Raw genomic sequence first — 26,190 nt, 5'->3', positions numbered from 1 at the left:
GGCTCACAGCCGCCAGGGGACCTGACCGTCCGGCGCGTAGCGACACGAAGACCCGGTGGTGACCGACGCACGCAGGTGCGCGGCCAGCGCCGGGTGCTGGTCGCCGAGTTTGCGGAGGGTGTCCCGGATCCGGGCGGTCACCGTCTTGCGGGCGCGTTCGGCTTCGTCGCCGAGCCGCCGGGTCCGGCCGCCGAGCCCGGCGGCGGACCGCAGTTCCGCCAGCAGCGCGTCCCGCTCACGGTCCAAAGCCGCGGCGCGGGCGTCCTGCCCCAGCCCGCTCGCGGTGTCGATCAGCTCGTCGAGTTCGTCCAGCCGGGCGCGATACCGGGCCTTCGCTTTGTCATCCAGGACGGCGTCGCCGCCGAGACTCTTGGCGGCGACGACCACTTCGCCGCCCTCGGGGTCGAGCAGCCGGACGGCTGACACCTCCGAACCCGGCCTGCCGAGCAGGAAATGTAGATCCCGCAAGCCTTTCGAGTCCGGGAGATGTGCGGTGACGCCGTCGAAACGCAGGGTCCACACGGCTTCGTCGCGGCGGAACTCGGCGAGCGGGACGGCCGGGGCCCGTGTGCGGTCGCGTAGTTCGGCGACCCTGGCCACGACCTGCCGCATGCCGATCGCGGCGGCGTCTCTGTCCACTTCGGACAGCAGCGCCGCCGCGGCGGCCGCGTCCCCTTCGAGATCGCGGCCGAGCAAGGCTTCCGCCAGCCAGGACTTGGCCTCGATCGCCCAGACCGTCGCCCTCAACCGCTCCGCGGAGAGCGCGGCGTCACGCAGCCTGGCCACCGCGTCGTTCCAGCGTTCCTGTGCCAGATCGAGCCTCCCGAGCCAGAGGACGACCGGGCCGGAGATCTCGCAACCGTACAGGGAAACCAGCCATTCCCCGCTGTAGGGAGCGAGAAGAGCGCGGGCCGCTTCACACCGTTCGGGGTCGCGCGAAACCGCCGCCGTATGCGCCTGGCAGCGCAGCCACAGCGCCTCCAGATCGCGGGGGTACGGTTTCGCGTCGGCGGCGAGATCGGTGAGCCGCACGGCTTCCGCGGCGTCCTCCCGCTGGGCCGCGGTGATCGCCTCCAGCAGCCGGCCGTAGGCGTACCCGTCACCGTAGATTTCGCGGTGCAATCCGGCGAGATCGCCGAAGCGGCCTTCCATGCACCATCGGGTCCACCGCTGTAGCTGGTTCAGGTTGCAGAAATGGGGATGTTCGTCTCCCTCGTGGCTCGAGATCGCCTGCTGGATCAACGCCTCGGCTTCGGCGAACCGGCCCTGGAGCGTGGCGATGATGCTCTGGTCGATCCGGGAGGCCAGCTGTGAACTCGGTGCCCGGCCGGTGCTCGCCAATGCGACGAACTCCTGGAACTGCTCGAAATACCGGGGATCGCCCCGTTCGAGCAACGCCACCCACTTGAACGACGCCGCGTAGTGCTCCAGTTCCGGGTTCGACGTCCGGCGGCCGACGACGACCAGTTCGTCGGTGAGCCGCTCCCGTTCCGCGGCGCTGCCCGGCCCCCAGATCGCGTCGTGCCGGGCCCACAAACCGAACAGCAGCGCGGAATCGTCCTGATCGTCGCGGGCGGTCATCATCATGCGCGCGGTCAGTTCCTGCGTCATCTCCTGGACGGTGAGTTCCTGACCGGGCTCGCGGCCACAGAGCCGGTTGTGCGCTTCGGTGAGCACAAGGACGGTCTCGTCGACCTGCAGGCCCTTGTGATCGGCGCGGATCAGGGTCAGCGCGAGCCGGGCGAGGAGATCGTCGTCGTCGAGTTCACGGATGAGCGCGGAGACCTCGTCGAGGACCTGCCTGCCCTCGTCGGTTTCGTGATGGCGGGTCAGATGCGCGCCCAGTTCGAGCGCGATGACCGCCCGCCTCCGCCGATCCTCGGCGACCTCCATCGCCCGCCGGTAGTGCGTGGCCGCCTCCTCGGCCGCCATCCGGCCGGTGGCGTCGATCGCCGCGGCCAGCAACAGTTCGACGGCCTGATCCGGATCGAGTTCCCGGCCGGCGAGCAGTGCGTGCCGGGCCAGGTCCGCGGGGAAGATCCGGTCCGGTGACTTCGGTGTCTCGCGGACCGCCGTGACGACCGCGGCGTGCAGTTTCCACCGTTCCGCTTCGGACAGGCTCGCGTACAGCGTTTCGCGGACGAGGTCGTGGGCGAACGCGAACCTGCCCTGCCCGTGCACCGCGACCAGTCGCGCCGCGACGGCCTGGTCCAGCAGCCTGTCCACTTGCGGCACGGGCGCCGTCGCCACCCCGGCGAGCAGACGGCGGTGGAATTCCCTGCCGAGTACGGAGGCGGTGGTCAGCAGATCGAGAACAGGTTGGGGGAGCAGGGAAAGCCGTCGCTGCAGCGCATCGGCGACTCCGGGCGCGATCGTCTCGGCCGACCCGCCGCTGCGCCACAGCCGCGCGGTCTGCTCGACGAAGAACGGGTTGCCGCCGGTGCGGCGATGGACCTCGGTGATCAGGGCGCCGCCCGGTTCCGCACCCGCGGTCCTGGCCATGAGCGCGCCGACCTCGTTCGGTTCGAGGCCGGTGAGCGTGACCGACGTGGCCTTCGCGAGCAGCGGCAGCATCAGCGAGCGGAGCGGGTGGCCCGCCGTCTCGACCTCGACGTCCCGGTACGTGCCGATCAGCAGCAGCCGTTCGAACCAGGTGTGCTGCGCGGCGAACTCGAGGAGCCGCAGCGACGCGGCGTCGGCCCAGTGCAGGTCTTCGAGCACCACCACGACCGGTCGTTCCTGGGACGAGGCCACGAGCGCGCTCGTCACCGCGTCGTAGAGCCGGAATCCGTCGGCGGCGCCGTCGCCGCGGGCCTCGCCGAGCAGGACGTCCAGTTCGCTGTCCGCCATCGTGGCCCACCGGCCCGGCTCGACCGAGCGCCGCAGGCCGCGGATCACCTGCGTCCACGGCCAGTAGCCCGGCGCGCTGGCGGAGTCCCAGCAGGACCCGTTGAGCACGAGCGCGCCGAGGCGCTTCGCCTCGTCGGCGGCGCCGGTGACGAGCGTGGTCTTGCCGATCCCGGCCTCGCCGGTGACCAGCACCAGCCCGCCGTGGCTTTCGGCGGCACGGGCGATCTCCGCGCGGAGCACACCCGCGGGGTGGTCGCGTCCGATGAGCGAGGCTGGCATGTCCGAATCCTCCCAGTAGGGTCCGACAATTTCACGACGCGCGCCGGATGTCAGGCGTTACCTCCGGTTGGTCGTGACCGACGGTGACCGACGTCTCTCACCCGCCGGGAACCGGGCCCGGCCCGAAGCCGACCTTCTGGACGTGACGAATCGAGTGGGACGACGGGTGAACCGCCGTCGAAATTCGTGTTCTGCCAGGCGAACACAGCCTGTTGTGCCAGGTCAGGTGCTACGCGGCTGGAGTAGGGTGCAGGGCATGGGGAGCATTCGCTCGCGCGTGCTGGCGTGGATCGGCCGCCGCTACCTGGCGCGGCAGCAGAAGAACGGTTTCGACCTGGCCAAGATGTCCATCATCCCGGACAACCTCCTGACACCACTCAAACGCGACGGTCTCGACCCGGTCGCCGAGCTGGGCAGGACTCGCGCCGAGGAACCGATCAGCAAGCTGGACCTGCCGTTCGGGATGAACGGCTGGCTGGTCACCGGCTACGACGAGGCCAAGGCCGTACTCGGCAAGGTGAGCGAGTTCAGCAACGACTTCACGAACCTGGTCGGGAACGTGGGTGTGACCGAGGACCAGAACCCCGGCGGTCTCGGGTTCGCCGATCCGCCGGTGCACACCAGGTTGCGGCGCCTGCTCACGCCGGAGTTCACCATGCGGCGGCTGTCGCGGTTGACGCCGCGGATCGACGAGATCGTCGCCGACCAGCTCGACGCGATGGAGAAGGCGGACGGCCCGGTCGACCTGTGGGAGGCCTTCGCGCTGCCGATCCCGTCCTTGACGATCTGCGAGCTGCTCGGCGTCCCGTACGAGGACCGCGACGACTTCCAGCGGCTGAGCACCGCGCGGTTCGATCTCTTCGGCGGCGCGGGCGCGTCACTCGGTGCGATGACGGAGTCACTGTCCTATCTGGACGAAATCGTCAAGAAGCAGCGCGAGAACCCGGGCGACGGCCTGCTCGGCATGCTCATCAAGGAGCACGGCGACGAAATCGACGACCGTGAACTGGCAGGCCTCGCCGACGGCGTGCTCACCGGCGGCCTGGAGACCACGGCGAGCATGCTCGCGCTCGGCGCCCTCGTGTTGCTGAAGGACCGTTCGCTGTTCGAGACCGTCCGCGGCGACGACGAGGCGGTCCACAAGTTCGTCGAAGAACTGCTGCGGTACCTGACCGTCGTGCAGATGGCCTTCCCGCGCTTCGCCAAGGAGGACATGGAGATCGCGGGTGTCCAGATCGCGAAGGGCGACATCGTGCTGGTCTCCCTCAGCGTCGCGAACCGTGACGGCGTCCTCGGCGAGGACATGGAGAAGTTCGACGCGACCCGCGAGCCGACGTCGCACCTCGCCTTCGGCTGGGGCATCCACCGATGCATCGGTGCCGAACTGGCCAGGATGGAACTGCGCACCGCGTATCCCGCGCTGGTGCGCCGGTTCCCGGAGATGCGGCTGGCGATCGAACCGGACGCGGTGGACTTCCGGAAGGTCTCGATCGTCTACGGCGTCGACGCGCTGCCCGTGCTGCTGGACTGAGCTTCAGGCGACTCCTCTCGGCCGGAACTGGATGCTGATCCTGGGCCCGACCGGTTTGGCGGTCTTGGGGACGGCGTGTTCCCAGGTCCGCTGGCAGCTGCCGCCCATGACGATCAGATCGCCGTGGCCGAGGGCGTGCCGGACCGTTTCACCCCCGCCGCGCGGCCGCAGCGCCAGCTGCCGCGCGGCGCCGACCGAGACGATCGCGACCATGGTGTCCTCGGTGCGGGAGCGGCCGGTGTCGTCGCCGTGCCAGGCGACGCTGTCGCGACCGTCCCGGTAGAAGCACAGACCGGAGGTCACGAACGGCTCGCCGAGTTCGTCCGCGTAGTGCGCCGACAGCGTCTCCCGCGCTTGGGTGAGGATCGGATGGGGGAGCGGCCTGCCCTCGCGGTAGTAGCTCAGCAGGCGGGGCACGGCGACGACGCGGTCGTACATCTGCCGCCGTTCCGCTTGCCACGGCACGTCTTCGGCGAGTCGGGTGAACAGTTCGTCCGCGCCGGTGAGCCATCCCGGGAGCACGTCGATCCAGGCGCCACGGGTCAGCTCGGTGCGCCGGAGCGCGCCGAGCGAGCCGAGCCCGAGGGCGGCGCACTCGTCGAAGAGCGAGGCTTGAAGGGCGGGGGTCATGGCAACCGAATCTACTCCGAATGCCGACATTTGTCGAACGCATGTTCGAGTGTGTCGCTCGGGGTGGCGTGACCTGCGTCGTCCGGCGAGGCCAGGCACGATGGGCCGCATGATCGACACAGTTGTCCATGAGGTCCGCCGATCGAGGTTCCGTTCGCCGGACTCGCGTGCGCGGTTCCCGCTGGACACCGGGTACCGAAAGGCGCCGTCGCTGTAGCTGGTGGCGCTACGACGGTTTCCGCCGCCACGCCTCCGGATCCGTCCAGGCCTCAAGGGTCCGCCCGCTCTCGAACCGGCGGCGTTCGTGCGTGACCGGATCGGTGAATTCGAGGACTTTCGCCAGCAGTTGCAAGGGTTCGGTGAAGTCGTCGAGCGGGGTTTCGGTCAGCTCCGGGTAGAAGTCGTCGCCGAGAATCGGCAATCCGAGACCGCTCATGTGCAGTCTGAGCTGGTGGGTGCGGCCGGTCGCGGGCAGCAGCCGGTAGCGGCCGAGGCCGTCGCGGTGTTCGAGGAGTTCGACGCGGGTCTCCGCGTTGGGCGGCCCGTCGACCTCTTGGGCGGCGATGACCCCGCGTTCCTTGACGATGCGGCTGCTGATCTCGCGTGGCATCGCGACGTCGGGATCGTAGCGCGCGATCGCTTCGTATTCCTTGTGTACCAACCGGTCCCGGAACATCGTCTGGTACTTGCCGCGGGCTTCGGGGGTGATCACGAACAGGATGAGCCCGGCGGTGACCCGATCGAGCCGGTGCGCGGGGCTGAGCATCGGGAGGCCGAGTTCGCGGCGGAGGCGGACCAGGGCGGTCTGGAGAATGTGCCGCCCGCGCGGGATAGTCGCTAGGAAATGGGGTTTGTCGGCGACCAGGAAATGCTCTTCGCGGTGCACGACGGAGACCTCGAACGGAACGTCGACTTCGTCGGGAAGATCGCGGTGGAACCAGATGAACGAGTCCGGGACGAACGGCGCGTCGACGTCCAGTGGCCCGTCCATGCCGACGATGCGCTCCTCGCGGAGCATCTCCTCGATCCGCTCGGGCGCGACTCGGGGAAGCCGCTCGACGAGGTGCTCCCGCAACGTCGTCCACGGTCCCTCGGCGGGCATCTTGAGCCTCGCGGGGTCGAGCCCGTGGCGGGGCGGGAGCGGCGGGCGGAGCTTGCGTCTCATCACCGCGCACTCTAGCCGCGGGGATACTCGGAGAAGATCTCGCCGAGGGAACGCCGTGCGTCCACGGCCTCGTTGTCAGCGCGGCCAAGGGTCTGCGCACAGGTGACGAGGGTCTTCCAGAGGGCCCACCCACGTCCGCGCGCCCAGGTCGCGTCATCGACGGAGAGCCGTTCGCGGAACGCCCGCCGGCCGTCGGCGGTGAGCAGTGTCCAGGCGATCGCCAGGTCACAGGCCGGGTCGCCGACACCGCAGGTCCCGAAGTCGATGACAGCGCCCAGCTCTCCGTCGTTCAGCAGGAGATTTCCCTTGGCGACGTCACCGTGGAGCCAGTACTCCACGCCGTCCCAGCGCGCGTCCAGGGCGGTCTGCCAGATCTCGCGTGCCAGGTCGACGTCGAGGTGGCCGTCCAGCGTGCCGAGCGCACGCCGGACGTGCCCTTCGAAGGTACGCACTGTGTCGCCCCGGAACCAGTTGTGCTTGCCCGGCCGGGGGCCGTCGGTGGTGTCGGCGTTCCGCAAGGCCGCCAGGAATTCGGCCAGGTCGAGGCCGAAACGGACGGGGTCGGCGATGCTGTCGGCGCTCGCGGGTTCGCCGTCCAGCCAGGAGTGAACCGACCACGAGAAGGGATAACCCGCACCTGGCCGCCCTGCCGCCAGCGGGACAGGGACGGGCAGCGGCAAGTGGGGAGCGAGTACCGGAAGCCATCGTTGTTCCTTGTCGACCGCCAACGCGTACTCGGCCGCGCTGGGCAGTCGCGCCGACATCCGGTCACCGAGGTGGAAGGTCCGATTGTCCCAGCCCCCGGTGGAGACGGGCCGGATCGGAAGGCGGGCCCACTGGGGGAACTGGTCGGCGACGAGCCGCCGCACCTGTTCCACTTCGACGGTGACGCGTCGGGGCGGGGGACCGAGTTCGGGTGTGCTGCTCACGACGACGATCTTGTCGGCGGGAGCGATCAGTGTCGATCGCGATAGCGCGCGAGGTACCGCTCGGTGGCGTCGGCCTCGGCGACCGCGGCCGCTTCGTCGCGGGTCCGACGTCCGATGCCCGGCGGGAAGCCGTTCTTGGCGAGCCGGTGTTCGATGCTCTCCTCCATGTAGGCCGTCGAGTAGAAGTACGCCACGAGCGCGGCCATCAGCACGATCGCCAGCCGCAGGCCAAGCGGGCCGGGCAGGAGGAGCCACACCGCGCAGAGCGGGGCGATCATCACCGTGCTGCGGGCGACGTGCCGCCAGCGCCAGCTTCCGGTGGTCGCGTCGTGGAGAATCCAGTCGTGGTAGCGCTCGGGCAGCCTGCCGCCGAGTGAGTACCACAGCCAGCGGAACACGTCCGGGCGCTTGCGGGGCATCGGGCGACTCCTTTCCTTCGACGTCCGACACAGTACACTAATGGTTAGTGCGCTAAATGTTAGTGTTGCCGAGGACACGGCCACCCCGGACCTCGCCCCGCCGCCACCCTCGGCGGGCAGGCTCCGCCTGGCTGTCTAGTTTTGCGGCATGAGTTCGGAAGGGCCCGAGATGAAGTCGATCGATCTGGGCGAAGACCCGCTCGCCCTGGAGCGTCAAGTGTGTTTCGCGCTGTCGGTCGCGTCGCGCAGCGTCATCGCCATCTACCGTCCGCTGCTGGAGCCGCACGGGCTCACCCATCCGCAGTACCTCGTCATGCTGGCGCTGTGGGAGCGGGGACCACAGGTGGTGAAGGACCTGAGCACGGCTCTGCGCGCCGAACCCGCGACGCTGTCCCCGCTGCTCAAGCGGCTGGAGGCGATCGGTTACGTCACTCGCAGGCGCAGTGCCGAGGACGAGCGGCTGCTGACGGTCGAGCTGACGGAATCGGGCCGCGCGTTGCGAGCGGAGGCGGAAGAGATCCCGTATCGCGTCGTCGAAAAGCTCGGAATGGAGGTCTCCGAGCTGGAGGTGCTGCACAAGGCCCTCACGCGCGTCATCGAAGCCACGGCTTGAGTGAACCGAGACCGGGGTGTGACGAAATAAGGGTGTGAAGCCGCGCCCGCTTGGGTAATTCCCGTCACGCCTACCCAAGATGACAGGAAGCTGAGGGACCGTGACCACCTCGACCCCCGCCCCCTCGGAAGCAGGTCTGGATCTCATGACCAGGCTGAACGCCTATCTGGAGGACGTGGCTTCGACGCTGGGGATACGGATGGATTCGTGCACGGCCGACCTCACCGGCCCGGTCACCGCGAGCCTGAGGCTGAATTGGCGTCTTCCCGGTTTCCCCGAACGTGACGCCGACCTGGTGTGGCACGAGGAGCACGGCTGGTCGGCCGCCGTCGCGACCCAATCGGGCGACGACCACCACGTCGTCGTCGCCTACCTCGGCGGACGGTCGGTCGCGTCGCCGCCGCGGCTGGTGGCCCGGTTCGCCGAGACGCTGCGTACCGGTGATCACCAGGACTGCTGGCCCGGCCCGCCGACGTTGCGCACCGCCGGCGGACCGTCCGCGCTGGCCAAGGAACTCTCCGCCTGGGCCTGATCACTCCGGCGGAGCGAGGACGGCATCGATCTCGATGGCGATCAGGAACCTCGGCGCGCGGAGACCGATCGACAGCCGGTCGAAGGCATCTTGGGCACGGTGCGCTGCCCAGCCTCGTGACACTGGCCGGGCCTTCGGTGACGTCGAGATTGCGGAGTACCTGTTGCGGCGCGGCCTATCGTGTCTTCTGCACCGGCTCGCCCCTGGAAGAACCGGTCCAGGGCCCGTGCCGGACGCGACTGCCGTATCGCCGGGAAGTGGTGCTTTCCGGGCCCACGGTGGAAATCCACGTCCGGAGCATCCGGCGAAACCAGGTCTCAGGGACTGACGGTCAGCGTGCCGCGGATGCGGGCGACGACGGCATCGAGATTGTCTTCGAGGAAGAAGTGACCACCCTCGAAGACTTCCTTCTCGAAGGAACCGGTGGTGTACCCCGCCCAGTTCTCCACGTCGCTCACGTTCACGACCGGATCCGCGTTCCCGGCGAGCGCCACGATCGGGCAGGTCACGTCGGGTCCGGGCCGGTAGCGATAGGTCTCGACGGCCTTGTAGTCACCGCGCAGCGCGGGCAACGCGAGGGCGCGGATGTCCGGGTCGTCCAGGATCATCGCGGCCGTGCCGCCGAGACGGCTGACCTCGGCGAGGAAAGCGGTGTCGTCGGAGAGGTGGTGTGAGTCCTCCCGGAGGATGTCCGGGCCGCGGCGGGCCGACAGGAACAGCGCCGTCGGAACGAGGCCACGCGCCTCGAGCCGCCGGGCGACCTCGAACGCGACGATGGCGCCCATGCTGTGGCCGAAGAGGGCGAACGGCTTCGGGAGCGCGGCGACGACGTCCACCAGCTGCTCGGAGAGGGTGTGCAGATCGTCGATGACCGGCTCGCCCATGCGATCCTGCCGTCCCGGGTACTGGACGGTGTGCGCCTCGACGGTGGGGGCGAGGGCCCCCGAAAGCGTGCGGTACGCGCTCGCCGATCCACCGGCGTGCGGGAACACGACGAGCCGCGTCTCGGCGGCCGGTGCCTGGTGGAAGCAGCGCGTCCAGACTTGGAGATCCTGCCCTGCCATCGAAAATCCCCCAATCCGCGCGGGAACGGCCCGCACGACACTGAAATGTACGGGGGATTCGCGGGAAGAGTCCATGGGTGTGCGGGGTTGAACACTGGACGTCGGCCCGCGTCCAGGGCCTGGTTGAAGGGAACGAGTGTGGCGGAGGACCTGAAGATCAGGCTCGGTGCGGGGCTGGGAACCGGGACGGCGCCCGAAGAATTCGGTGCCGCGGTCGACCTGCTTGAGCAGGCGGGCGTCGATTCGCTCTGGCTGCCCGAGGCGGTGTACTCGCCCAGGATCGACCCGGTCGTCGGGCTGACCCACGCGCTCGCCCGCACCTCGAAACTGAAGGTCGGCACCGGTGTGATGGTGCTGCCCGGCCGTGATCCGGTGCTGGTGGCCAAACAACTCGCCTCACTGGCCGCGCTCGCGCCGAAATGCGTGCTCCCGGTCTTCGGCCTGAAGCCCGCGCGTGACGCGGAACTGCCGCTGTTCCCGGTGCCGCCGGGCCGCCGCGCGGCCGTCTTCGACGAGTCGTTGCGGCTGATCAAGGCGTTGCTGGAACAGGAAGAAGTGACCTTCGACGGCGAGTTCTTCCGCGTCGAGGGCGCTGGGCTCGGCATCCGCCCGGCCAACCGGCTCGACCTGTGGCTCGGCGGGAAGGCGCCGGGCGCGCTGCGGCGGATCGGCAAGCTCGCGGACGGCTGGCTGGCCAGCTTCCTCACGCCGGAAGAAGCCCGAGCCGGCCGCGAGGCGATCCAGAAGGCCGCCGCCGAGGCGGACCGGGAGATCGAGGCCGACCACTTCGGGATCAGCCTCATCGTGGCCGAGGACGGCATCCCGGACGCGCTCGCGGCCTCGGTCGCCGTCAGGTCCGACGCCGACCCGGCACGCCTGATCGCGGGAAGTTGGGCGGCCGCCCGCGACCTGGTCGCCGAGTACATCGACGCCGGGTTGAGCAAGTTCGTGCTCTACCCGGCCGGACCGGAGCCGATCGAGCGATTCGTCGAGAACTTCGTCGAGCACGCCGTCCCGATGCAGAACCAGTCAGGGCCCCGGCAAAGTCGAGGTCTTGCAGGTTAGGCAATCGGTATGCCCCCGCTCGACCCCTCACGGGCACCAGCGAGGTCAAACCCGGTTCCCAAGAACAGCGCTGACCAGCAGCTCTGCGACTTTGCCGGGACCCTGACCTAGGCGCAAGGAAGGGGGCCTTCATGTACTTGGGGAGACACGCGCTAGTCGAACTTCAGCTCTTCGGTCCGCCGCGGCATCAGCAGCAGCGCGCCGACGCTGAGCACGGCGATCACCAGCATCGCCAGGAAGACGTGGTGGGTGGCGTCCGCGAGGGCGTCACGCACGAACGTCGTCGTCGGCGTTGCGGGTCCGTTGCCCTCCAGGACGACACTGGTCGCGTCGACGCCGGACGGCAGGCCGCTCACCCCGGCGGGCGGGTTCGCGAAGCGGTTCGCCAGGGTGGCGTTCGCGATCGCGCCGAACATCGCCACGCCGACCGCGCTGCCCAGCGAACGGCTGAACATGTTGGTCGCGGTGACGACCCCGCGGCGTTCCCAGCCGATGGTGGACTGGACGGCGATCAGCGTCGGGCTCGACGCCAGGCCCAGTCCCAGCCCGAGGACGAACGCGGCCGCGGCCGCCAGCCAGATCGACGAACCCGCCGCCAGGAACACCGTGAGCCCCGCGCCCGCGATGACGATCCCGCTGCCGATGAGCGCGGTGTCCCGGAACCCGATCCGCATGTAGATCCGGCCGGCCAGCGACGCCGAGATCGGCCAGCCGACGGTCAGCGCCGCCAGCGCGAATCCGGCGACGAGCGCGCCGGTGCCGAGCACGCCTTGCGAGAACGTCGGCAGGTACGAGGTCAGGCCCATCAGCAGCATGCCGACGACGACGGCGACCAGGTTCCCGCCGATCAGCGTCCGTTTGGTGAAGATCCACAGCGGCAGCACCGGTTCTTCGGCCTTGCGCTCCACGAACACGAACGCCGCCAGCAGCGCCACCGCGCCGGCGAAGATCGCCAGGCTCGGCGCGGACGCCCAGCCCCAGGCCACCCCGCCCTCCAGCAGGCCGAGGATCAGCAGCGAACAGCCGAGCGTGAGGAGCGTGGCGCCCAGGTAGTCGATGCGGTGGGAGCGGCGTTCGACGCGCTCGCGGAAGTTCCGGAACAGCATCCACGCCGCCAGCGCGCCGAGCGGCAGGTTGATGAAGAAGATCCAGCGCCAGTCGAGGTACTCGGCGAACACCCCGCCCAGTGTCGGCCCGACCACCGACGAGATGGCCCACACGCTGGCGAGGTAGCCCTGCACCCTGGCGCGTTCCTCGACCGTGTACATGTCGCCGACCATGGTCAGCGCGATCGGCTGGATGGCGCCCGCGCCGATGCCCTGCACCGCGCGGGCGGCGATCAGCACCGGCATGCTCCAGGCCGCGCCGCAGAGCACCGAGCCCACCAGGAACGCCGCGATCCCGAAGAACATCACCGGCCGCCTGCCGAGCACGTCGGCGAACTTGCCGTACAACGGGACGGTGACCGCCTGGGTCAGCAGGTAGATCGAGAACAACCACGGGAACTGCGAGAAGCCGCCCAGATCGGCGACCACCGACGGCACCGCCGTCGCGATGATGGTCGAGTCCAGCGCGATCAGGCCGGAACACAGCATCACGGCGATCAGGACGGGGCCGCGTTCGGAGCGGAAACCGACCCCTTCCTTCGCGGTGACCGGGGCCGGGGTGGTCATCTGTGGCGATCTCCTCGGGCTCATGAAGGGCGTCAACTGCTTCGCATGGGTAAGCATTCCATGGAGACACCCGGTCATGGGATTGATTTGTTCCGTGAGGTTTCCCGCAAAATGGGTCGGATGAGCACTTGGATCCGCCCGATCGACCGTGGCTGGGTTGTCCTCGACACCGTCCCGGGTCCCGACGTCGACGAGTTCGCCGACCGGGACCGGGTGACGGCCGCGCTCGCCGGGGCACGCGGTGACAGCCTGCTGGCGGTCCAGCATCCGGCGAGGACCCCGGCCGCGCTGGCGGGCGGTCTGGCGATCGAGGAGGCGTTGCCACAGGCAAGGGCGACATTCGAACGGATCCGGGAACGGCACTATCGCCCGGTCGCCGACGTCGTCGCGCCGTATCGCATCGACGGGCCGGACGGTGTCGCACTGGGCGTGCTGTGCCTGGTCGACCCGGCCGCGGTCCGCGACGACGGGCTGACCCGGGTCCGGCACACCGAGGACGTCTATCCGGACGTCGTCGCGGAACGGGCCGCGATGCTCGCCGGACTCGGTGTCGCCACGAGCGCCGCCATGCTCGTCCCCGCGACCGGCGGCCGTGAACTGACCGCGCTGATCGAACGGCTCTGCCGGGGTCAACTGCCCACCCTGTCCACAGTGGACGGCGCGGGCCGCAAGCACGAACTGTGGCTCACCGGTCCCGGCGACGGCCAGTCCGAGCTGCTGGCCGTCCTGGACGAGCTGGATCTCCTGGTCGCGGACGGCAATCACCGGGTCGCGGCCGCCGCGGCGTCGGGACGCGGCGCGTTGCTGGCGCTGGTCACCGGCGGACCGGGACTGCGGATCGGACCGATCCACCGGGTGCTCGCCGGCACCGGTCTCGACGCGGCCACGCTGGTCCGGCGGTGGACGGAGGCGGGCTTCGACGTCCTCCCCGGACCGCCGGACCCGCCCACCGAGGAGGGCGAGATGACCGTGCTGGCGGGCGAATCAGCCTTCCGGGTGGTGCTCGGCAAGGCGGGTGGTGACCACGCCGTGGTCGAACAGAAGCTCCTCCGCGGGGTGCTGGGCGTCGATCCGGAGGGGCCGAACGTGCGGCCGTTGCTGCCGGGAGCCCCGGTGCCCGATGACGTGGACGCGGTGTTGCTGCTGGCCCCGGTCCCGTACGCGGAAGTGCTCGCCGTGCACGCGGCCGGACTGCGGATGCCGAGGAAGGCCACGTATTTCACGCCGAAACCACGCAGCGGACTCCTGCTGGCGGAGCTCTGACGTCGCGCTTTTGTCGGTGGTCAGGCCTAGGATCACCTCGTGGAATTGCCCGTGATGCCGCCCGTGAAGCCGATGCTGGCCAAGGCCGTGCACGAACTGCCGCGCACGCCGGGGCTGCTTTACGAGCCCAAATGGGACGGTTTCCGCTGCGTCGTCTTCCGCGACGGCGACGAGGTCGTCCTCGGCTCGCGCAACGACAGACCACTGACGAGGTACTTCCCCGAGCTGGTCGATCTGCTCAAGGACGCGCTGCCCGGGCGCTGCGTCGTCGACGGCGAGATCGTGCTGGTGACCGAGGGCGGCCTCGACTTCGAGAAACTCCAGCTGCGGCTGCACCCGGCGGCGTCGAGGGTGAACAAACTGGCCGCGGAGACGCCGTCGAGCTTCGTGGTCTTCGACCTGCTCGCCCTCGAAGACCGGGATCTGACACAGGAACCGTTCGCGGAGCGGCGGAAGCTGCTCGAAAGCGTCGTCGACACGAAGTTCGCCCGCGTGCACCTCACCCCGTTGTCCGAGGATCCCGACGTCGCCCAGGACTGGTTCACCCGCTTCGAGGGCGCGGGTTTCGACGGGGTGATGGCCAAACCCGCCGACGCGCCGTACGAACAGGACAAGCGGGTGATGTGGAAGGTCAAGCACCAGCGCACCGCGGACTGCGTCGTCGCCGGGTTCCGGTGGCACAAGGACGGTGTCGGCGTCGGGTCGCTGCTGCTCGGGCTCTACAACGACGAAGGCGTCCTGCACCACGTGGGCGTGGCCAGCAGCTTCACCGCCGCGAGGCGCCGTGAGCTGGTGGACGAACTCGCGCCGCTGCGGGAAAACGCGCTGGAGAACCACCCCTGGCGCGAGTGGGCCGAGGCCCACGAGGAGGCGGGCGGCCGGATGCCCGGAGCGAGCAGCCGGTGGGCGCCGCAGAAGGACCTGAGCTGGGAGCCGGTCCGCGTCGAATGGGTCGCCGAGGTCCGCTACGAACACGTCGAGGGCAGGCGGTTCCGCCATGGCGGGAGGCTGGTGCGCTTCCGTCCCGACCGCGAACCGGCGTCCTGCACCTACGCGCAGCTCGAAGAGGTCCCGCCCGCCGAACTGGCCACGCTGTTCACCGAGCTGGGGGAAGCATGAAGTCGGAACCGGTCACGCTGGACCTCGACGGTGTCGAGTTCACGGTGTCCAATCCGGGCAAGGTCTACTTCCCGGAGAACGGCGAGACCAAATTGGACCTCGTCGAGTACTACCGCGCGGTTTCGGTGCCTTTGCTGGCGCAGCTCGGCGGGCGGCCCTTGCTGCTGGAGCGCTATCCCGACGGCGCGGGCGGGAAGTCGTGGTTCCAGAAGCGGGTCCCGAAGAACGCGCCCGAGTGGCTGACCACGACGGTGGTGTCCACTCCGAACGGGACCACTTCGGACGCGCTCGTCGCGAAGGACCTCGCGCACGTCGTCTGGGCGGTGAACCAGGGCTGCCTCGGTTTCCATGTCTGGCCGAACCGGGCCGACGCGCCGGACATCAGCGATCAGCTGCGCGTCGACCTGGATCCGTCGCCCGGCATCGGTTTTCCGGAGCTGCGGCACGGTGCCGTCCTGACGAAGGCGTTGCTGGCAGAGCTGGGCATCACCGCGCAGCTGAAGACGTCGGGCTCGCGAGGCTTGCATCTTTACGTGCCGCTGGAACCGAAATGGGATGGCTACGAGGTCCGCGCGGCCGCCGTCGCGCTCGCCCGTGAACTGGAGCGCCGCCACCCGGAGGAGATGACGGCGCAGTGGTGGAAGGAAGAACGCGGCTCCCGGGTGTTCGTCGACTTCAACCAGAACGCGCCGCACAAGACGGTGTTCGGCGCGTGGTGCGTGCGGCCGAGGGTCGGCGGGCAGGTGTCGACGCCGATCGGCTGGGACGAACTGGAGACCGTGGAGCCGGACAAGCTCACCCTGTCCACCGTGCCCGCTCGCTTCGCCGAACGCGGTGACCCTTGGGCGGAAACGAAACCACAGTCGATCGAGCCGCTGCTGGAAATGTCGGAGAAGGACATGGAGAACGGGCTCATGGACGCGCCTTGGCCGCCCGTGTACCCGAAGATGCCGAACGAGCCGCCCCGGGTCGCGCCGAGCAGGGCGAAGAAAGAAAGCAATTAGTCCTCTGGTTGCGGTACTTGCGCGCGCAAGTACCGCAACCAGAGGACGAAACGCGGGCGATCACAGGGGGAGGTCGAAGGCGAGTTGCGTGTTCGGGGCGGGTTCGGCCTTGCGGGTGGAGCGGTGGCTCGGCAGGGTCGCGGCGCAGCGCGGGCACGGGACGACGTCGGTGCCGGTGAGATCCACCGGCGTCCACATCCGGGATTCCTTGTCCCCGCAGGCGGAACGCCGGTAGCGGAGATCTTCGGAGCGGGTCATCAGATGCGCGGCGGGGGAGTCCTCCGGCAGCGCGCCGACCAGGTACCAGCGTCCGGCGGTGTCCGACATGGAACTGTCCTCCCGATACAGGTGGTCCAGCTCGAGATTCCTTCCGGGAATCAGTCTCAAGGAGACTCGCCGCGATTCCCGGTATTTCGGCCTTCGGCGTGTCAGTCCTGGACGAATCGCAGGACGCGCAGCATGCCGCGTTCGTCGACGACCTCGGGATCTTCCACGACGCACGCTTCGAGGCGGGCGGTGACGGCGTCGGTGTCGATCCCGGAGCCGATCAGCACCAGTTCGCTTCGGCGAGGCCGGCTCGAAGGCCACGCCGACCGTTCCACCTGGATGAACGAGCCCACCGTGTGCAGACCGAACCGGGAGCGCGGGCCGTTCGGGCCGAAGTCGAGGAAACCCTTGATCCGGTAGAGCCCGCCGGGGCGCTGTTCGAGGAAATCCATCAGCCGACGCGGGTCCAGCGGTCGCTCGGCGGTGAAGGCGACGCTGTCGTACGCGGTGTGGAAGTGGTGCTCGTGGTCGTGCTCCTCCTCGCGGAGGTCGTCGAACGACATTTGCCCGGCGCGGTCACGCGGCCGGGCGTCGAAGAACAGCGTGGGGTCGATCCTGCCGTGGGAGGTCGCGATCACCGGCGTGCCGGGCGCGATCTCGTCGATCGTGCCGCGCAGCTTGGCCAGGGCGTCCTCGTCGGCGCGGTCGGTCTTGTTGAGCACGACCAGGTCGGCGAACCCGAGGTGTTCGTCCAGCTCCGGGTGGCGTCGCCTGGTCGCCTCGAACTCGGCGGCGTCGACGAGTTCGATCAGGCCGCCGTACGCGATGGCGGGATTCTCGCTGGCGATCATCAGGCGGATGAGGTCACGCGGTTCGGCGAGCCCGCTGGCCTCGATCACGATGACGTCGATGCCTGCCTCGGCCTCGGACAGCTTCGCGAGCATGGCGTCGAGGCCGCTCGCGTCGACGGCGCAGCACAGGCAGCCGTTGCCGAAGGACATCATCGTGTCGACCTGGCCGGAGACGGCCATCGCGTCGACGGCGACGCTCCCGAAGTCGTTGACGACGACACCGATGCGCGCACCTTGGCGATTGGCCAGCAGATGGTTGAGCAGGGTGGTCTTCCCGGCACCGAGAAAGCCCGCGACCAGGATGACCGGGATCCGCCTGTCGACCACGAGTTTCCTTTCCGCCGGAGTTTCCCGCACTCTAGCGACGGCGGATCCGGGTCAATACACCGGTCCCGGGAAAGAACAGAAGGGCAGGCGGGTGAATACACTCTAAAGTGTGGCCGGTAAATGATCACAACGGGATCATGGATAAGCGTGATCGTTTCGCCATGGACGCTTCGGTGAATCTTCCGCGAAGTCGGACTCAATTCCAAACATTGTCGCCGGTAGGCATGCTGAGCTGGGAAGACGTTGTCCTGTGGGGACTTCTGCCATTTGGAGGATAGTGTCCCGGTTTTCGTGGGGTATCGTCTTCCGTCTGGTCCGGACCCGGCCATCCCGCCGATCGAGTATGACCCTCCGGGCATTTCCGAAGCGCAGGAGGAATGGTGACCGTTCCCGCCGCCGGTGCCGGCGTCGAATTCGGAGAGTGGGAGGCCGAAGTGGTGACAGCCTCCATGCGGGTGACGGATATCCCCCGCTCGCCTCCGGGGACAGGGTCGCGGGGACGGAGCGTGGACGTCGCCGAGGCGGAGGACTTCCTCCGGCTCTTTCACGACGAGACGGGCGGCGGCGAGGGACGGCTGGACCGGGTCCGCACAGAGATCCTCGAGACCGGCACCTACCGGCACACGACGGCCGAAATCGAGTTCGGCGCCCGGGTGGCCTGGCGGAACTCCGCGCGGTGCATCGGCAGGCTGTACTGGCAGGGACTGAAGGTGCGGGACCGCCGTGACGTCACCGGTGCCGCGGCCGTCGCCGAGGAATGCGTCACCCATTTGCGGGAGGCGACCAGGGGTGGCCCGATCCGGCCGACCATCACCGTGTTCGCCCCGGACGGGCCCGCCGGGCCCGGTCCGAAGATCCACAACGACCAGCTCATCCGCTATGCCGGATATCGGCTCGGCGACGGCTCGGTGCTGGGCGATCCGCGCCACGCCGCTTTCACCGAGACCGTCAAGGAACACGGTTGGCGCCCGCCCGGGCGCAAGGGTTCCTTCGACGTGCTCCCGCTGCTCATCGAGGCCGAGCCGGGGGAGCGGCGCCTGTTCCGGCTGCCCCCGGACGCCGTGCTGGAGGTCCCGCTGTCGCATCCCGACCACCGGTGGTTCGCCGGGCTCGGGCTGCGCTGGCACGCGGTACCGGCGATCAGCGACATGCGCCTGGTGATCGGCGGGATCACCTACCCCGCGGCGCCCTTCAACGGCTGGTATCTCTCCACCGAGATCGGCGCGCGCAACCTGGCCGACGCCGACCGCTACGACCTGCTGCCGGTGATCGCGGACCTGATGGGCCTGTCGACGGCGTCGGAGCGCACCCTGTGGCGTGACCGCGCGCTCGTCGAACTGACGCTGGCGGTCCAGCACTCGTTCGACGCGGCGGGTGTGACCGTCACCGACCACCACACCGAATCGCGGCGGTTCCTCACGCACATCGCCAAGGAAGAACGTGCGGGTCGCCGGTGCCAGGCGGACTGGAGCTGGATCGTCCCGCCGCTGTCCGGCGGGCAGACGGCGGTGTTCCACCGCTACTACGACGAACCCGATCCGGCCGCGAGACCGGCCTTCCTGCCTCCCGGGTAACGCCCCGACGGGTGAAGAGGTGAGCCGAATGCGGCGTGTCGATGGGCCGGACGGCGGCGCGGGTCGCGGCCGCCCGGACAATGGGGGCATGACCGCAGTGCTCGTCGCCCACGCCGGGAAGTCCGGCGGGACAAGGGAGATCGCCGAGGTGATCGTCGCCGAACTGCGGGAAAGCGGCCTGACGGCCGATCTGCTGGACGCCGCCGAGGTCGACGACGTCGAACCGTACGGCGCGGTGATCGTCGGAAGCGCGCTGCACCACCGGCGATGGCGCCCGGAGGCGGTGCGCCTGCTCACCGAGCACGAGGAGGCGCTCCGGAACCGCCCGGTCTGGCTGTTCCACAGCGGGCCTTGCGGGCCGCTCGCCGCGGGCAAACACGTCAGCCTGCCCGCGGGAGTGGCCGTCCTGGCCGCGCGGATCGACGCCGAGCGCACGGCCACCTTCGGCGGCAGGCTCACCCCGGCCACCGCGAGCGGCCTGTTCTGGAAGCTCATGGCCGCGGGCCCGTGGGCGGGCGATTTCCGCGATTGGCCGTCGATCCGGGCCTGGGCACGCGACGTGGGCCGCCGCGTGCGGATCCGCGTCACCCTCTGACTCACCGGTTTCGTCGGTGCCCTGTCGTAGGGTGCTTCCATGGACAAACGGTTCACTGCGACGCTGCTCAAGAGCCCGGAGAAGGGCGGCTGGACGTACGTGGTCATGCCCGGCTCCGCCGAGTTCTTCGGCACCAAGGGGCTGGTCAAAGTGCGCGGGACGATCGACGGGCATCCGTTCCGGAGTTCGTTCATGGCGCTGGGCGACGGCACCCACAAGCTCCCGGTGAAGGCCGAGGTGCGCAAGGTGATCGGCAAGGAGGAGGGCGACACCGTGGACGTCGTCCTGCTCGAACGGCTGGAGGGCTGAGTGGCCGCGGAATGGAAACCGTCCCCGGTCATCAAGATCTACGAGGCGCTCGGTGCGGTGGCCGACGGACGCGTCGAGATCGACGGTGACACGGCGCGCGTCGCGTCGTCGGACAAGGCCAAGACCTACGACGTGCGCCACGATCCGGCCGCGGGTTCGATCACGGCCAACGACAACGGGTCGTATTGGCAGGGATACCTCGGCTACCCGGGGATCGCGTACCTGATGGAGCGCGGTGTGCTCGGTTACGACCGGAGCCTCGCCGGGGAACTGGCCGGTGTGCCGTGGAAGCAACTCGCGACCGAGTATCGCAACGACTGGGCGAAGGTCGAGAAGCACGTCCGCGACGAGCTGTCCGGGCGCGGGGTGGATCTGGACCGGTTCGACGCCGGGCTCGCGGAGATTTCGGGGCAGCTGGAGAAGTTGGGGCTCACGAAGCTTTCCCCGCGCTTGCGGCCGCCGAAGTCGTGAGTGTGCCGGGTCCGTGAAGGACTCCTTGAGGGACCCTGGATCCTCAAGGAGTCCTTCACGGACTTCAGGGAACGGCACTCACGAGCCCCGGCGCTCAGCCGCAGTGCTCCGACGGGCTGTCGTACTTGACCCCACCCGCGGAACCGCCCCACTTCACGCATTTGTCCGCCGCGGCCGCCCGCACCGGCCCGGCGAACCACGAGAACGAGCCGGAGTCGGTGATCCGGGCCGATCCCTGGACTTCGAGATAGGCCGACGTCGCCGTCGCGGTACCCGCGGACGCGCTCTTCATCGTGCTGACACAGTTCTGCCCGTTGGAAGCGTTGTAGGACAGGTAAACCGTGCCCGCCGTCCCGAGCGGGGCCGAGTCGATCACGCCGTATCCGCCGCCGCACACCGGGGCGCCGAGTGTCGTCTCGGTGACGGTCGAGAAGCGGATGGTCTCGTTGGCGTTCCCCGCCGGGCCCGCTTCGTACAGCACGCCGACCGAACCCGACGACAGCTGGACCATGTCGGAGTACGCGGCGTCGCCGCTCCACACCAGCGTTCCGGCGGAATTACCCTGCCAGTTCGCGCCTTCGTCGAACGACGACCGCACGACGAGTTCCTTGCGGCGGTCGCAGACCGACGGCGCGGCGAACAGGATCCGGTTGTACTTGCCTGCCTTGTCGGTGGCGGTCATCCGCGCGGTCGAGGCCTGTACGACCGGGGTGATCAGGTCCTCCTCGAAGGTGAACTTCGTCGAGAAGCTCGCGCCGCCGTCGGAACTGATGGCGTACGCGCGGTTCTTCGCACCACCGTCGAGGCACTTGTTGCCGTTGTTCGCCTGGTTGCGCGCCGCGGCGTAGACCCGGCCGTCGAGCAGTTCGGTGACGCTGATCTCCTGCGGGTTCAACGCCGCCGCCGTGCTGTCGGTGGCGCCGCGCTTCCAGGTGACGCCCTGGTCGTCGCTGTAGATCAGCGCGCCGCTGTTCTTGCCGCCGTCGGTGTAACTCATCCCGGCGACGATCCGGCCGGCGTGCGCGCCGCGGGTCAGCACGATGCCGTGCGACGGGCCGGTCGCGAGCCAGTCCGGCGCGGCGCTGAATCCGAGCTGCGTGGTGAGCACCTTGGGCGCGGTCCACGTCTTGCCGTGGTCGTCGCTGAGCGAGACCCGCGGAATCCGGTTGCAGTCAGGGTTCTTGACGCATTCCATCACCGAGAGCAGCACGATCCGCCCGGTGGACGGGACCACGATCGGTGTCGGGTTTCCTTTGGTGTCACCGAATCCTTCGATGACGACCTTTGCAGCGCTCCAGCTCTTCCCGTTGTCGGCCGAGCGTTTCACGACGAGGTCGATGTCGCCGCTGTCGTTGCAGAAGGTCGCGCCACCCTTGCGGGCCTCGGCGAACGCGAGCAGTTCGCCGTTGTTCGCCTTGACGACGGCGGGAATTCTGAAGCAGTCGTAACCTTCTGTTTTCTCTTTGTACACCACCGTGTTTCCGACGGCGGCGCTCGCGGCTGGCGCGGCGAGAGAGGTGGCAGGGGAGGCGCCGACCGCCGCGATGGCGACGAGGGCCGCGAACAGGCCCTGTGCGACGCGAGAGATCTTCACGGGAGTACTCCGTCCTGGATTCGTTTCCGGATGACGGGGCATCAGAGTCCTTCCTTGCCGTACAAGGCGCGTACAACCCGGTTCCGCGTTCTGTGTCAGGTGACGCAGATCGAGAGACCGTTCCCTGTCACTGTGTCTTCAGCCGGCCACGGTGCGACATCGGAAGGGGAGGCCGAATGAAGGTGATCGATCCCGAGGGGCGAGAGTGGGAGATCAATCGCCGTTTCGCGCCGTGGCGCCGGTGGGTACAGCCGTTCGCGATACTCAAAGGCGGCTACCGGCACTACGAGATCACCGCGGACTGGACGCTGTATCTCAAAGACTTGCCCAACGACCGCGAGGACAGTCGTGAGGGCGCCGAGGAAGGACTCGTGGACAAGGTGGCCACCGGACTGTTCGGCGTGGCGGCCGCCCTGCAAGCGCTCGTCGAGGTCCCGTTCTCTCTGCTCTTCGGGCTGGCGCTGATGCCGATTCGGCTGCTGGAGATGCTGTGTCAGGGTGTCGCGGGGTCCGTCGCACAGGCCGTCCGGTGGTTCCGGAAGGCGCCGGAGCGGGTCGATGTCGTCGGCTGGAACAAGGATCGGACCGGCCTGGTCTCGCTGGCGATCCTGAAGGTCCACGGCGACCTCGCCGAGCCGTTGGCCACCGAACTGCGCGGCCTGTTCCGCGATCGGATCATGTTCGATCCGGGTGATCCCGCGGTGCGTGGGGTGCTCATCCGCTTCGGGGTGCGGGTGGAACGGCATCGCACCCTGCTCCGCCGCCGGACTGCCGGAATCACCGCATGACGGCGGGCGATCCGTGCCAGGATCCGGTCACCGGTGAGGCGGAGTGCGACGCGGGCGACCGATTTCGGTGACCTGGCGCTGATCCTGTCACCGGCCATCCTGGTCGAACCGGTGGCTTGGGCGGTGGCGGGTGCCTTCCTCCGGCACTTCGGACTGCCGTGGCGGCTCAGTGGTCGTCGGGTGCCAGCTGCCTGAGGTCCTTCAGGCTCCGGACGACCAGCCGTTGCCGCCCGGTGCTGAGCAGCCCGTCGGTGCGCAAGGTCCGCAGTGTCCGCGCGACGGCTTCCCGTGACGCGGACGCGAGTCCCGCCAGGTCGCGCTGGCTGATCCGCAGCGCGATCAGGGTCCCGTCGGGGACGGGGACGCCGTACCGCTCGGCCAGATCGACCAGGATCGCGGCGATGCGTTCGGCGGCGGTGCTGTCGCCGAATTCGGTGCGGCGCGAGTTGGCGTAGCGCAGGCGCGAGGTGATGATCCGGAGCAGGACCACGGAGATGCCGGGCTGCTCGCGGAGCACGGAGTTGAACGCCCGCGCCGAAAGCCACAGTCCGGTGACCGGTTCGACGGCGACCGCCGTCGCCGAACGCAGGCTGCCGTCCATCGACGCCATCTCACCGATGATGTCGCCGGGGTCTCGGACGGCCAGCACGGCGTCGTAACCGCCGGTGGACACCGAGGTGATCTTGACCCGGCCGGTCATCAGGATCAGGACCCAGTCCGACCGGTCGCCTTCGCGGATGATCACCGTCCCGGCCGGGTACCGGCGCAGTTCGGCCTCGGCGCGCAGCGCCTTGCGCTGGCCGTCGTCGAGGAGTTCCCAGAGCCTGCCGGGTGATTCGTGCGGCGCCGCCGCCGGCTGTGTCATGCCTGTCCTTCGCCTCCGTGCGCGATAGTACGAGCACGAGTACCCGCCCGCGCGGGCAGCCCTAAACCGAGATCTCTTGATATGCCTGGGAAAGCCGCCGAATGCCGTCCCGCACCTGCGTGCCGGTCGCCGCGCTGACGTAGCTCAGGCGCAGATAGGGTCCCGGCGCCTCGGCCGCGAAGTAGAGCCTGCCGGGCGTGACCGCTACTCCGGCGCGGAAAGCGGCGCTGGTCAGCGTGACTTCGTCGGCGAAACCGGGCAACGGCTGCCACAGGTGGTAGCCACCGGTCGGGACCGGGACGGCCTGCCAGGACGGCACGAACTCCCGCAGTGCGGAGACAGCGACGTCGCGGCGTTCCCGCAGTGCGGCGGCGAGTGTCCGCAGATGGCGGGCCCAGGCGGGAGAACTCACCAGTTCCAGCGCGGTTTCCTGCAGTGGCCGGGGTACGAAGAAGCTCTCGACGGCGTGGAGGCCGCGCAGCCGTTCCAGTGCCGGGCCGCGGGCGGCCAGCGCGCTGATCCGCAGGCTCGGCGACGCCGGTTTCGTGAGCGACCGGATGTGCACCACGACACCGTCGAGGTCGTCGGCCACCAGCGGCGGCGGGGGAGCGGGGCTGCCGGGATGCGCCATCAGCCGCGCGAAGTCGTCCTCGATGACGAAAGCGCCCGCGTCACGGGCGATCCGCAGGACCTCGGCCCGGCGATCGGCGCACAGGACCGCGCCGGTCGGGTTCTGGAACGCGGGCTGGCAGACGAACAACCGGGCGCCGGTGTCACGGAAGGCGTCCGCGAGCAGTTCCGGCCGGACACCGTCGCGGTCGATCGGCACCGGAACCGGCCGCAGTCCCGAAGCCCTCGCGATGGCCAGCATCCCCGGGTACGTCGGGGATTCCACCAGCACCGGCGCGCCGGGGGCGCCGAGCGCGCGTAGCGCCGTGGTCAGCGCGCTCTGACCACCGGCGGTGACCAGCACGTTCTCGACGTTCACCGGACTGCCGATGTCACGGGCGAACCAGGCCCGCAGTTCGGGCAGGCCGCAGATCGGCGGCCGGGTCCACGCGCCGGGACGGCGTCCGGCGCGGGCCGACGCCGCCGCGAGTTCGCGTTCCGGTTGCAGGCTGGGATGGGTGTAGCCGCCGTTGAGGTCGATGACCCCCGACGGCGGGTCGCTCAGCGCGGCGAGCACCCCGGTCGCGTCGATCGCGCGGATACCGGTCTGCGAACTCAGCGCGATTTCCTGCCACGACACGTCACCGGACGCCACCACCTCGCGCGGCGGCGGGGCGCGGAAGACGCCGGCGCCGGGACGGGCGATCACCAGGCCCTCGGCGGCCAGTGCGGCGATGGCGCGCGACACCGTCACCGGGCTCACCTTCAGCTGCCGGACGAGTTCACGGCTGGACGGGAGCTTTCCTTCGATCGGATAGCGCTCAAGGTCTGACTTCAGCTGTGTTACCAGGCTGGTGACGCTGCTACCATCGGACATGAGACTGGATGATAGCGCTATCGCGGACCGGGTAGTAACGGTCCGCTCCGGGACGGTGCTGGCAGCGCTGGGTGTCTTCGCCTTCTCGTTCACGTTCCCCGCCACCGTGTGGGCGCTCAAGGGCTTCGACGCGTGGACCGCCACGGGGCTGCGCAGTGTCCTGGCCGCGCTGGTCGCCGGTACCTGTCTCCGTGTCTTCCGGGTCCCGTTGCCGAGACGCGATCAGTGGCGCGGCCTGGCCGTGGTCTCACTCGGCTGCGTCCTCGCGTTCCCGATCCTGACCACGCTCGCGCTGACGACGTCGTCCACGGCGCATTCCGCGGTGGTGGTCGGGTTGCTGCCGCTGGCCACCGCCGTCATCTCCTCGAGGCTGACCGGGCACCGGCCGTCCCGCCGGTTCTGGCTCGCCGCCGCGGTCGGCGCGAGCGCGGTCGTGGTGTTCACCGTCGCGCAGAGTGGTGGCGGACTGTCCACAGCGGACCTGTTCCTGTTCGGCGCGCTCGTGCTGTGCGCGTTCGGATACGCCGAGGGCGGCAGGCTGGCCAGGGAAATGGCGGGCTGGCACGTGATCGCGTGGGCGCTGGTCCTCGCGTTGCCGGTCACCGGGGCGTTCGCCGTCTTCGGGCTCGCGACCGAACCGCTGCACGTCACCGGCGAGGGGATCGCCGGCCTGCTGTACGTCGCGCTCATTTCGCAGTTCGGCGGGTTCTTCGCTTGGTACCGGGGAATGGCCGAGATCGGCGTCGCGCGGGCGAGTCAGTTGCAGCTCGCCCAGCCGCTGCTGACGCTGGTGTGGGCGGTCCTGCTGCTCGGCGAGCACCTTCCGGCCGCCGCACCGGTGACAGCGCTGATCGTCGTCGCCTGCATCGTGGTCACCCAACGGTCCCGGAGCTAGATCAACGTCGCGAATCCGCCAGACCGCGGTGC

General features: G+C 69.3%; 25 protein-coding genes. 13 read left to right on the top strand and 12 right to left on the bottom strand.

The features are described 5' to 3' along the window. Positions 1–3: 3 nt before the first annotated feature. The gene (locus BS329_RS32200) at positions 4–3,129 is read right to left on the bottom strand and encodes an ATP-binding protein (RefSeq protein ID WP_076165560.1); all 3,126 of its coding nucleotides are present in this window, start codon (positions 3,127–3,129) and stop codon (positions 4–6) included. A gap of 256 nt (positions 3,130–3,385) precedes the next feature. On the opposite strand from BS329_RS32200, the gene BS329_RS32195 reads away from it, so the two are divergent. After that, a complete protein-coding gene (locus tag BS329_RS32195; protein WP_076165558.1) occupies positions 3,386–4,660 on the top strand; it encodes a cytochrome P450 in 1,275 nt (424 codons plus the stop codon). A 3-nt stretch (positions 4,661–4,663) separates the two neighbouring features. On the opposite strand, the gene BS329_RS32190 is transcribed toward BS329_RS32195, so the two are convergent. The 4 genes from BS329_RS32190 to BS329_RS32175 all read right to left on the bottom strand — a co-directional run bounded on the left by BS329_RS32190 (position 4,664) and on the right by BS329_RS32175 (position 7,803). Further along, positions 4,664–5,290, bottom strand: a complete 627-nt coding sequence (locus tag BS329_RS32190; RefSeq protein ID WP_076165556.1) for an alpha-ketoglutarate-dependent dioxygenase AlkB — start codon at positions 5,288–5,290, stop codon at positions 4,664–4,666. Between the two features lie 226 nt (positions 5,291–5,516). Next, positions 5,517–6,455, bottom strand: coding sequence for a pseudouridine synthase (locus tag BS329_RS32185; protein WP_076165745.1), 939 nt, complete (start codon positions 6,453–6,455; stop codon positions 5,517–5,519). An 11-nt stretch (positions 6,456–6,466) separates the two neighbouring features. Beyond that, a complete protein-coding gene (locus BS329_RS32180; RefSeq protein ID WP_076165555.1) occupies positions 6,467–7,384 on the bottom strand; it encodes an aminoglycoside phosphotransferase family protein in 918 nt (305 codons plus the stop codon). Between the two features lie 26 nt (positions 7,385–7,410). Then, on the bottom strand, positions 7,411–7,803 hold the full coding sequence (locus tag BS329_RS32175; protein WP_076165553.1) for a DUF5313 domain-containing protein: 393 nt from the start codon (positions 7,801–7,803) through the stop codon (positions 7,411–7,413). Between the two features lie 169 nt (positions 7,804–7,972). Here BS329_RS32175 and BS329_RS32170 point away from each other — a divergent pair, with 169 nt between their 5' ends. Both BS329_RS32170 and BS329_RS32165 read left to right on the top strand, forming a co-directional pair. Beyond that, positions 7,973–8,416: a MarR family winged helix-turn-helix transcriptional regulator gene (locus tag BS329_RS32170; protein ID WP_076165551.1), complete on the top strand. Its 444-nt coding sequence runs from the start codon at positions 7,973–7,975 to the stop codon at positions 8,414–8,416. A gap of 100 nt (positions 8,417–8,516) precedes the next feature. Next, positions 8,517–8,948 (top strand): DUF6292 family protein, encoded by a 432-nt coding sequence (locus BS329_RS32165; RefSeq protein WP_076165549.1) that lies wholly within the window; start codon positions 8,517–8,519, stop codon positions 8,946–8,948. Positions 8,949–9,265: 317 nt separating this feature from the next. On the opposite strand, the gene BS329_RS32160 is transcribed toward BS329_RS32165, so the two are convergent. Next, positions 9,266–10,012, bottom strand: coding sequence for a thioesterase II family protein (locus BS329_RS32160; protein WP_084750467.1), 747 nt, complete (start codon positions 10,010–10,012; stop codon positions 9,266–9,268). A 138-nt stretch (positions 10,013–10,150) separates the two neighbouring features. On the opposite strand from BS329_RS32160, the gene BS329_RS32155 reads away from it, so the two are divergent. Further along, positions 10,151–11,077, top strand: a complete 927-nt coding sequence (locus tag BS329_RS32155; RefSeq protein WP_076165547.1) for a TIGR03854 family LLM class F420-dependent oxidoreductase — start codon at positions 10,151–10,153, stop codon at positions 11,075–11,077. A gap of 152 nt (positions 11,078–11,229) precedes the next feature. On the opposite strand, the gene BS329_RS32150 is transcribed toward BS329_RS32155, so the two are convergent. Further along, positions 11,230–12,750, bottom strand: coding sequence for an MDR family MFS transporter (locus BS329_RS32150; RefSeq protein ID WP_076165545.1), 1,521 nt, complete (start codon positions 12,748–12,750; stop codon positions 11,230–11,232). A gap of 111 nt (positions 12,751–12,861) precedes the next feature. On the opposite strand from BS329_RS32150, the gene BS329_RS32145 reads away from it, so the two are divergent. Genes BS329_RS32145 through ligD form a run of 3 tightly spaced genes read left to right on the top strand, consistent with a single transcriptional unit; the run spans position 12,862 to position 16,136 of the window. Continuing rightward, the gene (locus BS329_RS32145; protein ID WP_084750464.1) at positions 12,862–14,013 is read left to right on the top strand and encodes a DUF1015 family protein; all 1,152 of its coding nucleotides are present in this window, start codon (positions 12,862–12,864) and stop codon (positions 14,011–14,013) included. A 39-nt stretch (positions 14,014–14,052) separates the two neighbouring features. Then, the gene (locus BS329_RS32140; RefSeq protein WP_208619310.1) at positions 14,053–15,132 is read left to right on the top strand and encodes an ATP-dependent DNA ligase; all 1,080 of its coding nucleotides are present in this window, start codon (positions 14,053–14,055) and stop codon (positions 15,130–15,132) included. Then, positions 15,129–16,136: a non-homologous end-joining DNA ligase gene (gene ligD / locus BS329_RS32135; RefSeq protein WP_076165543.1), complete on the top strand. Its 1,008-nt coding sequence runs from the start codon at positions 15,129–15,131 to the stop codon at positions 16,134–16,136. Before BS329_RS32140 ends, ligD begins: the two co-directional genes overlap by 4 nt. A gap of 60 nt (positions 16,137–16,196) precedes the next feature. On the opposite strand, the gene BS329_RS32130 is transcribed toward ligD, so the two are convergent. Both BS329_RS32130 and BS329_RS32125 read right to left on the bottom strand, forming a co-directional pair. Next, complete coding sequence (locus tag BS329_RS32130; protein WP_076165541.1) at positions 16,197–16,463, bottom strand: hypothetical protein; 267 nt, start codon at positions 16,461–16,463, stop codon at positions 16,197–16,199. 101 nt (positions 16,464–16,564) lie between these two features. Continuing rightward, a complete protein-coding gene (locus BS329_RS32125; RefSeq protein ID WP_076165539.1) occupies positions 16,565–17,581 on the bottom strand; it encodes a CobW family GTP-binding protein in 1,017 nt (338 codons plus the stop codon). A 377-nt stretch (positions 17,582–17,958) separates the two neighbouring features. Between BS329_RS32125 and BS329_RS32120 the strand changes: the two genes are divergently transcribed. The 4 genes from BS329_RS32120 to BS329_RS32105 all read left to right on the top strand — a co-directional run bounded on the left by BS329_RS32120 (position 17,959) and on the right by BS329_RS32105 (position 20,530). Beyond that, complete coding sequence (locus BS329_RS32120) at positions 17,959–19,155, top strand: nitric oxide synthase oxygenase (RefSeq protein ID WP_076165537.1); 1,197 nt, start codon at positions 17,959–17,961, stop codon at positions 19,153–19,155. Positions 19,156–19,243: 88 nt separating this feature from the next. Continuing rightward, positions 19,244–19,750, top strand: a complete 507-nt coding sequence (locus tag BS329_RS32115) for a flavodoxin domain-containing protein (RefSeq protein ID WP_076165535.1) — start codon at positions 19,244–19,246, stop codon at positions 19,748–19,750. Positions 19,751–19,789: 39 nt separating this feature from the next. Then, complete coding sequence (locus tag BS329_RS32110) at positions 19,790–20,059, top strand: DUF1905 domain-containing protein (RefSeq protein WP_076165534.1); 270 nt, start codon at positions 19,790–19,792, stop codon at positions 20,057–20,059. Beyond that, positions 20,060–20,530, top strand: coding sequence for a hypothetical protein (locus BS329_RS32105; RefSeq protein WP_076165532.1), 471 nt, complete (start codon positions 20,060–20,062; stop codon positions 20,528–20,530). Between the two features lie 94 nt (positions 20,531–20,624). Here the strand turns inward: BS329_RS32105 and BS329_RS32100 are convergent, their stop codons facing one another. Continuing rightward, positions 20,625–22,124, bottom strand: a complete 1,500-nt coding sequence (locus tag BS329_RS32100) for a sialidase family protein (protein WP_076165530.1) — start codon at positions 22,122–22,124, stop codon at positions 20,625–20,627. A gap of 176 nt (positions 22,125–22,300) precedes the next feature. Here BS329_RS32100 and BS329_RS32095 point away from each other — a divergent pair, with 176 nt between their 5' ends. Beyond that, a complete protein-coding gene (locus tag BS329_RS32095; RefSeq protein WP_076165528.1) occupies positions 22,301–22,912 on the top strand; it encodes a hypothetical protein in 612 nt (203 codons plus the stop codon). A gap of 166 nt (positions 22,913–23,078) precedes the next feature. Here BS329_RS32095 and BS329_RS32090 read toward each other — a convergent pair whose 3' ends face one another. After that, positions 23,079–23,777, bottom strand: coding sequence for a Crp/Fnr family transcriptional regulator (locus BS329_RS32090; protein WP_076165526.1), 699 nt, complete (start codon positions 23,775–23,777; stop codon positions 23,079–23,081). Between the two features lie 61 nt (positions 23,778–23,838). After that, on the bottom strand, positions 23,839–25,263 hold the full coding sequence (locus BS329_RS32085) for an aminotransferase-like domain-containing protein (RefSeq protein ID WP_076165524.1): 1,425 nt from the start codon (positions 25,261–25,263) through the stop codon (positions 23,839–23,841). Between BS329_RS32085 and BS329_RS32080 the strand changes: the two genes are divergently transcribed. After that, positions 25,262–26,158: a DMT family transporter gene (locus BS329_RS32080; RefSeq protein ID WP_076165522.1), complete on the top strand. Its 897-nt coding sequence runs from the start codon at positions 25,262–25,264 to the stop codon at positions 26,156–26,158. The genes BS329_RS32085 and BS329_RS32080 overlap by 2 nt on opposite strands. Positions 26,159–26,190 lie beyond the last annotated feature (32 nt).

It is taken from the genome of Amycolatopsis coloradensis (genome assembly GCF_001953865.1).
Classification (GTDB): Bacteria; Actinomycetota; Actinomycetes; order Mycobacteriales; family Pseudonocardiaceae; genus Amycolatopsis; species Amycolatopsis coloradensis.
Note: the sequence above shows the minus strand (reverse complement) of the source record. Positions and strands in the feature narration are given on the sequence as shown.

What these genes read in the sequence shown, in the direction of transcription:
- BS329_RS32200 (WP_076165560.1), bottom strand. Translation starts at nt 3,129, where the DNA reads ATGCCAGCCTCGCTCATCGGACGCGACCACCCCGCGGGTGTGCTCCGC.
- BS329_RS32195 (WP_076165558.1), top strand. Translation starts at nt 3,386, where the DNA reads ATGGGGAGCATTCGCTCGCGCGTGCTGGCGTGGATCGGCCGCCGCTAC.
- BS329_RS32190 (WP_076165556.1), bottom strand. Translation starts at nt 5,290, where the DNA reads ATGACCCCCGCCCTTCAAGCCTCGCTCTTCGACGAGTGCGCCGCCCTC.
- BS329_RS32185 (WP_076165745.1), bottom strand. Translation starts at nt 6,455, where the DNA reads ATGAGACGCAAGCTCCGCCCGCCGCTCCCGCCCCGCCACGGGCTCGAC.
- BS329_RS32175 (WP_076165553.1), bottom strand. Translation starts at nt 7,803, where the DNA reads ATGCCCCGCAAGCGCCCGGACGTGTTCCGCTGGCTGTGGTACTCACTC.
- BS329_RS32170 (WP_076165551.1), top strand. Translation starts at nt 7,973, where the DNA reads ATGAAGTCGATCGATCTGGGCGAAGACCCGCTCGCCCTGGAGCGTCAA.
- BS329_RS32160 (WP_084750467.1), bottom strand. Translation starts at nt 10,012, where the DNA reads ATGGCAGGGCAGGATCTCCAAGTCTGGACGCGCTGCTTCCACCAGGCA.
- BS329_RS32150 (WP_076165545.1), bottom strand. Translation starts at nt 12,750, where the DNA reads ATGACCACCCCGGCCCCGGTCACCGCGAAGGAAGGGGTCGGTTTCCGC.
- BS329_RS32145 (WP_084750464.1), top strand. Translation starts at nt 12,862, where the DNA reads ATGGGTCGGATGAGCACTTGGATCCGCCCGATCGACCGTGGCTGGGTT.
- ligD (WP_076165543.1), top strand. Translation starts at nt 15,129, where the DNA reads ATGAAGTCGGAACCGGTCACGCTGGACCTCGACGGTGTCGAGTTCACG.
- BS329_RS32130 (WP_076165541.1), bottom strand. Translation starts at nt 16,463, where the DNA reads ATGTCGGACACCGCCGGACGCTGGTACCTGGTCGGCGCGCTGCCGGAG.
- BS329_RS32120 (WP_076165537.1), top strand. Translation starts at nt 17,959, where the DNA reads ATGGTGACCGTTCCCGCCGCCGGTGCCGGCGTCGAATTCGGAGAGTGG.
- BS329_RS32115 (WP_076165535.1), top strand. Translation starts at nt 19,244, where the DNA reads ATGACCGCAGTGCTCGTCGCCCACGCCGGGAAGTCCGGCGGGACAAGG.
- BS329_RS32110 (WP_076165534.1), top strand. Translation starts at nt 19,790, where the DNA reads ATGGACAAACGGTTCACTGCGACGCTGCTCAAGAGCCCGGAGAAGGGC.
- BS329_RS32095 (WP_076165528.1), top strand. Translation starts at nt 22,301, where the DNA reads ATGAAGGTGATCGATCCCGAGGGGCGAGAGTGGGAGATCAATCGCCGT.
- BS329_RS32090 (WP_076165526.1), bottom strand. Translation starts at nt 23,777, where the DNA reads ATGACACAGCCGGCGGCGGCGCCGCACGAATCACCCGGCAGGCTCTGG.
- BS329_RS32080 (WP_076165522.1), top strand. Translation starts at nt 25,262, where the DNA reads ATGAGACTGGATGATAGCGCTATCGCGGACCGGGTAGTAACGGTCCGC.
- BS329_RS32085 (WP_076165524.1), bottom strand. Translation starts at nt 25,263, where the DNA reads ATGTCCGATGGTAGCAGCGTCACCAGCCTGGTAACACAGCTGAAGTCA.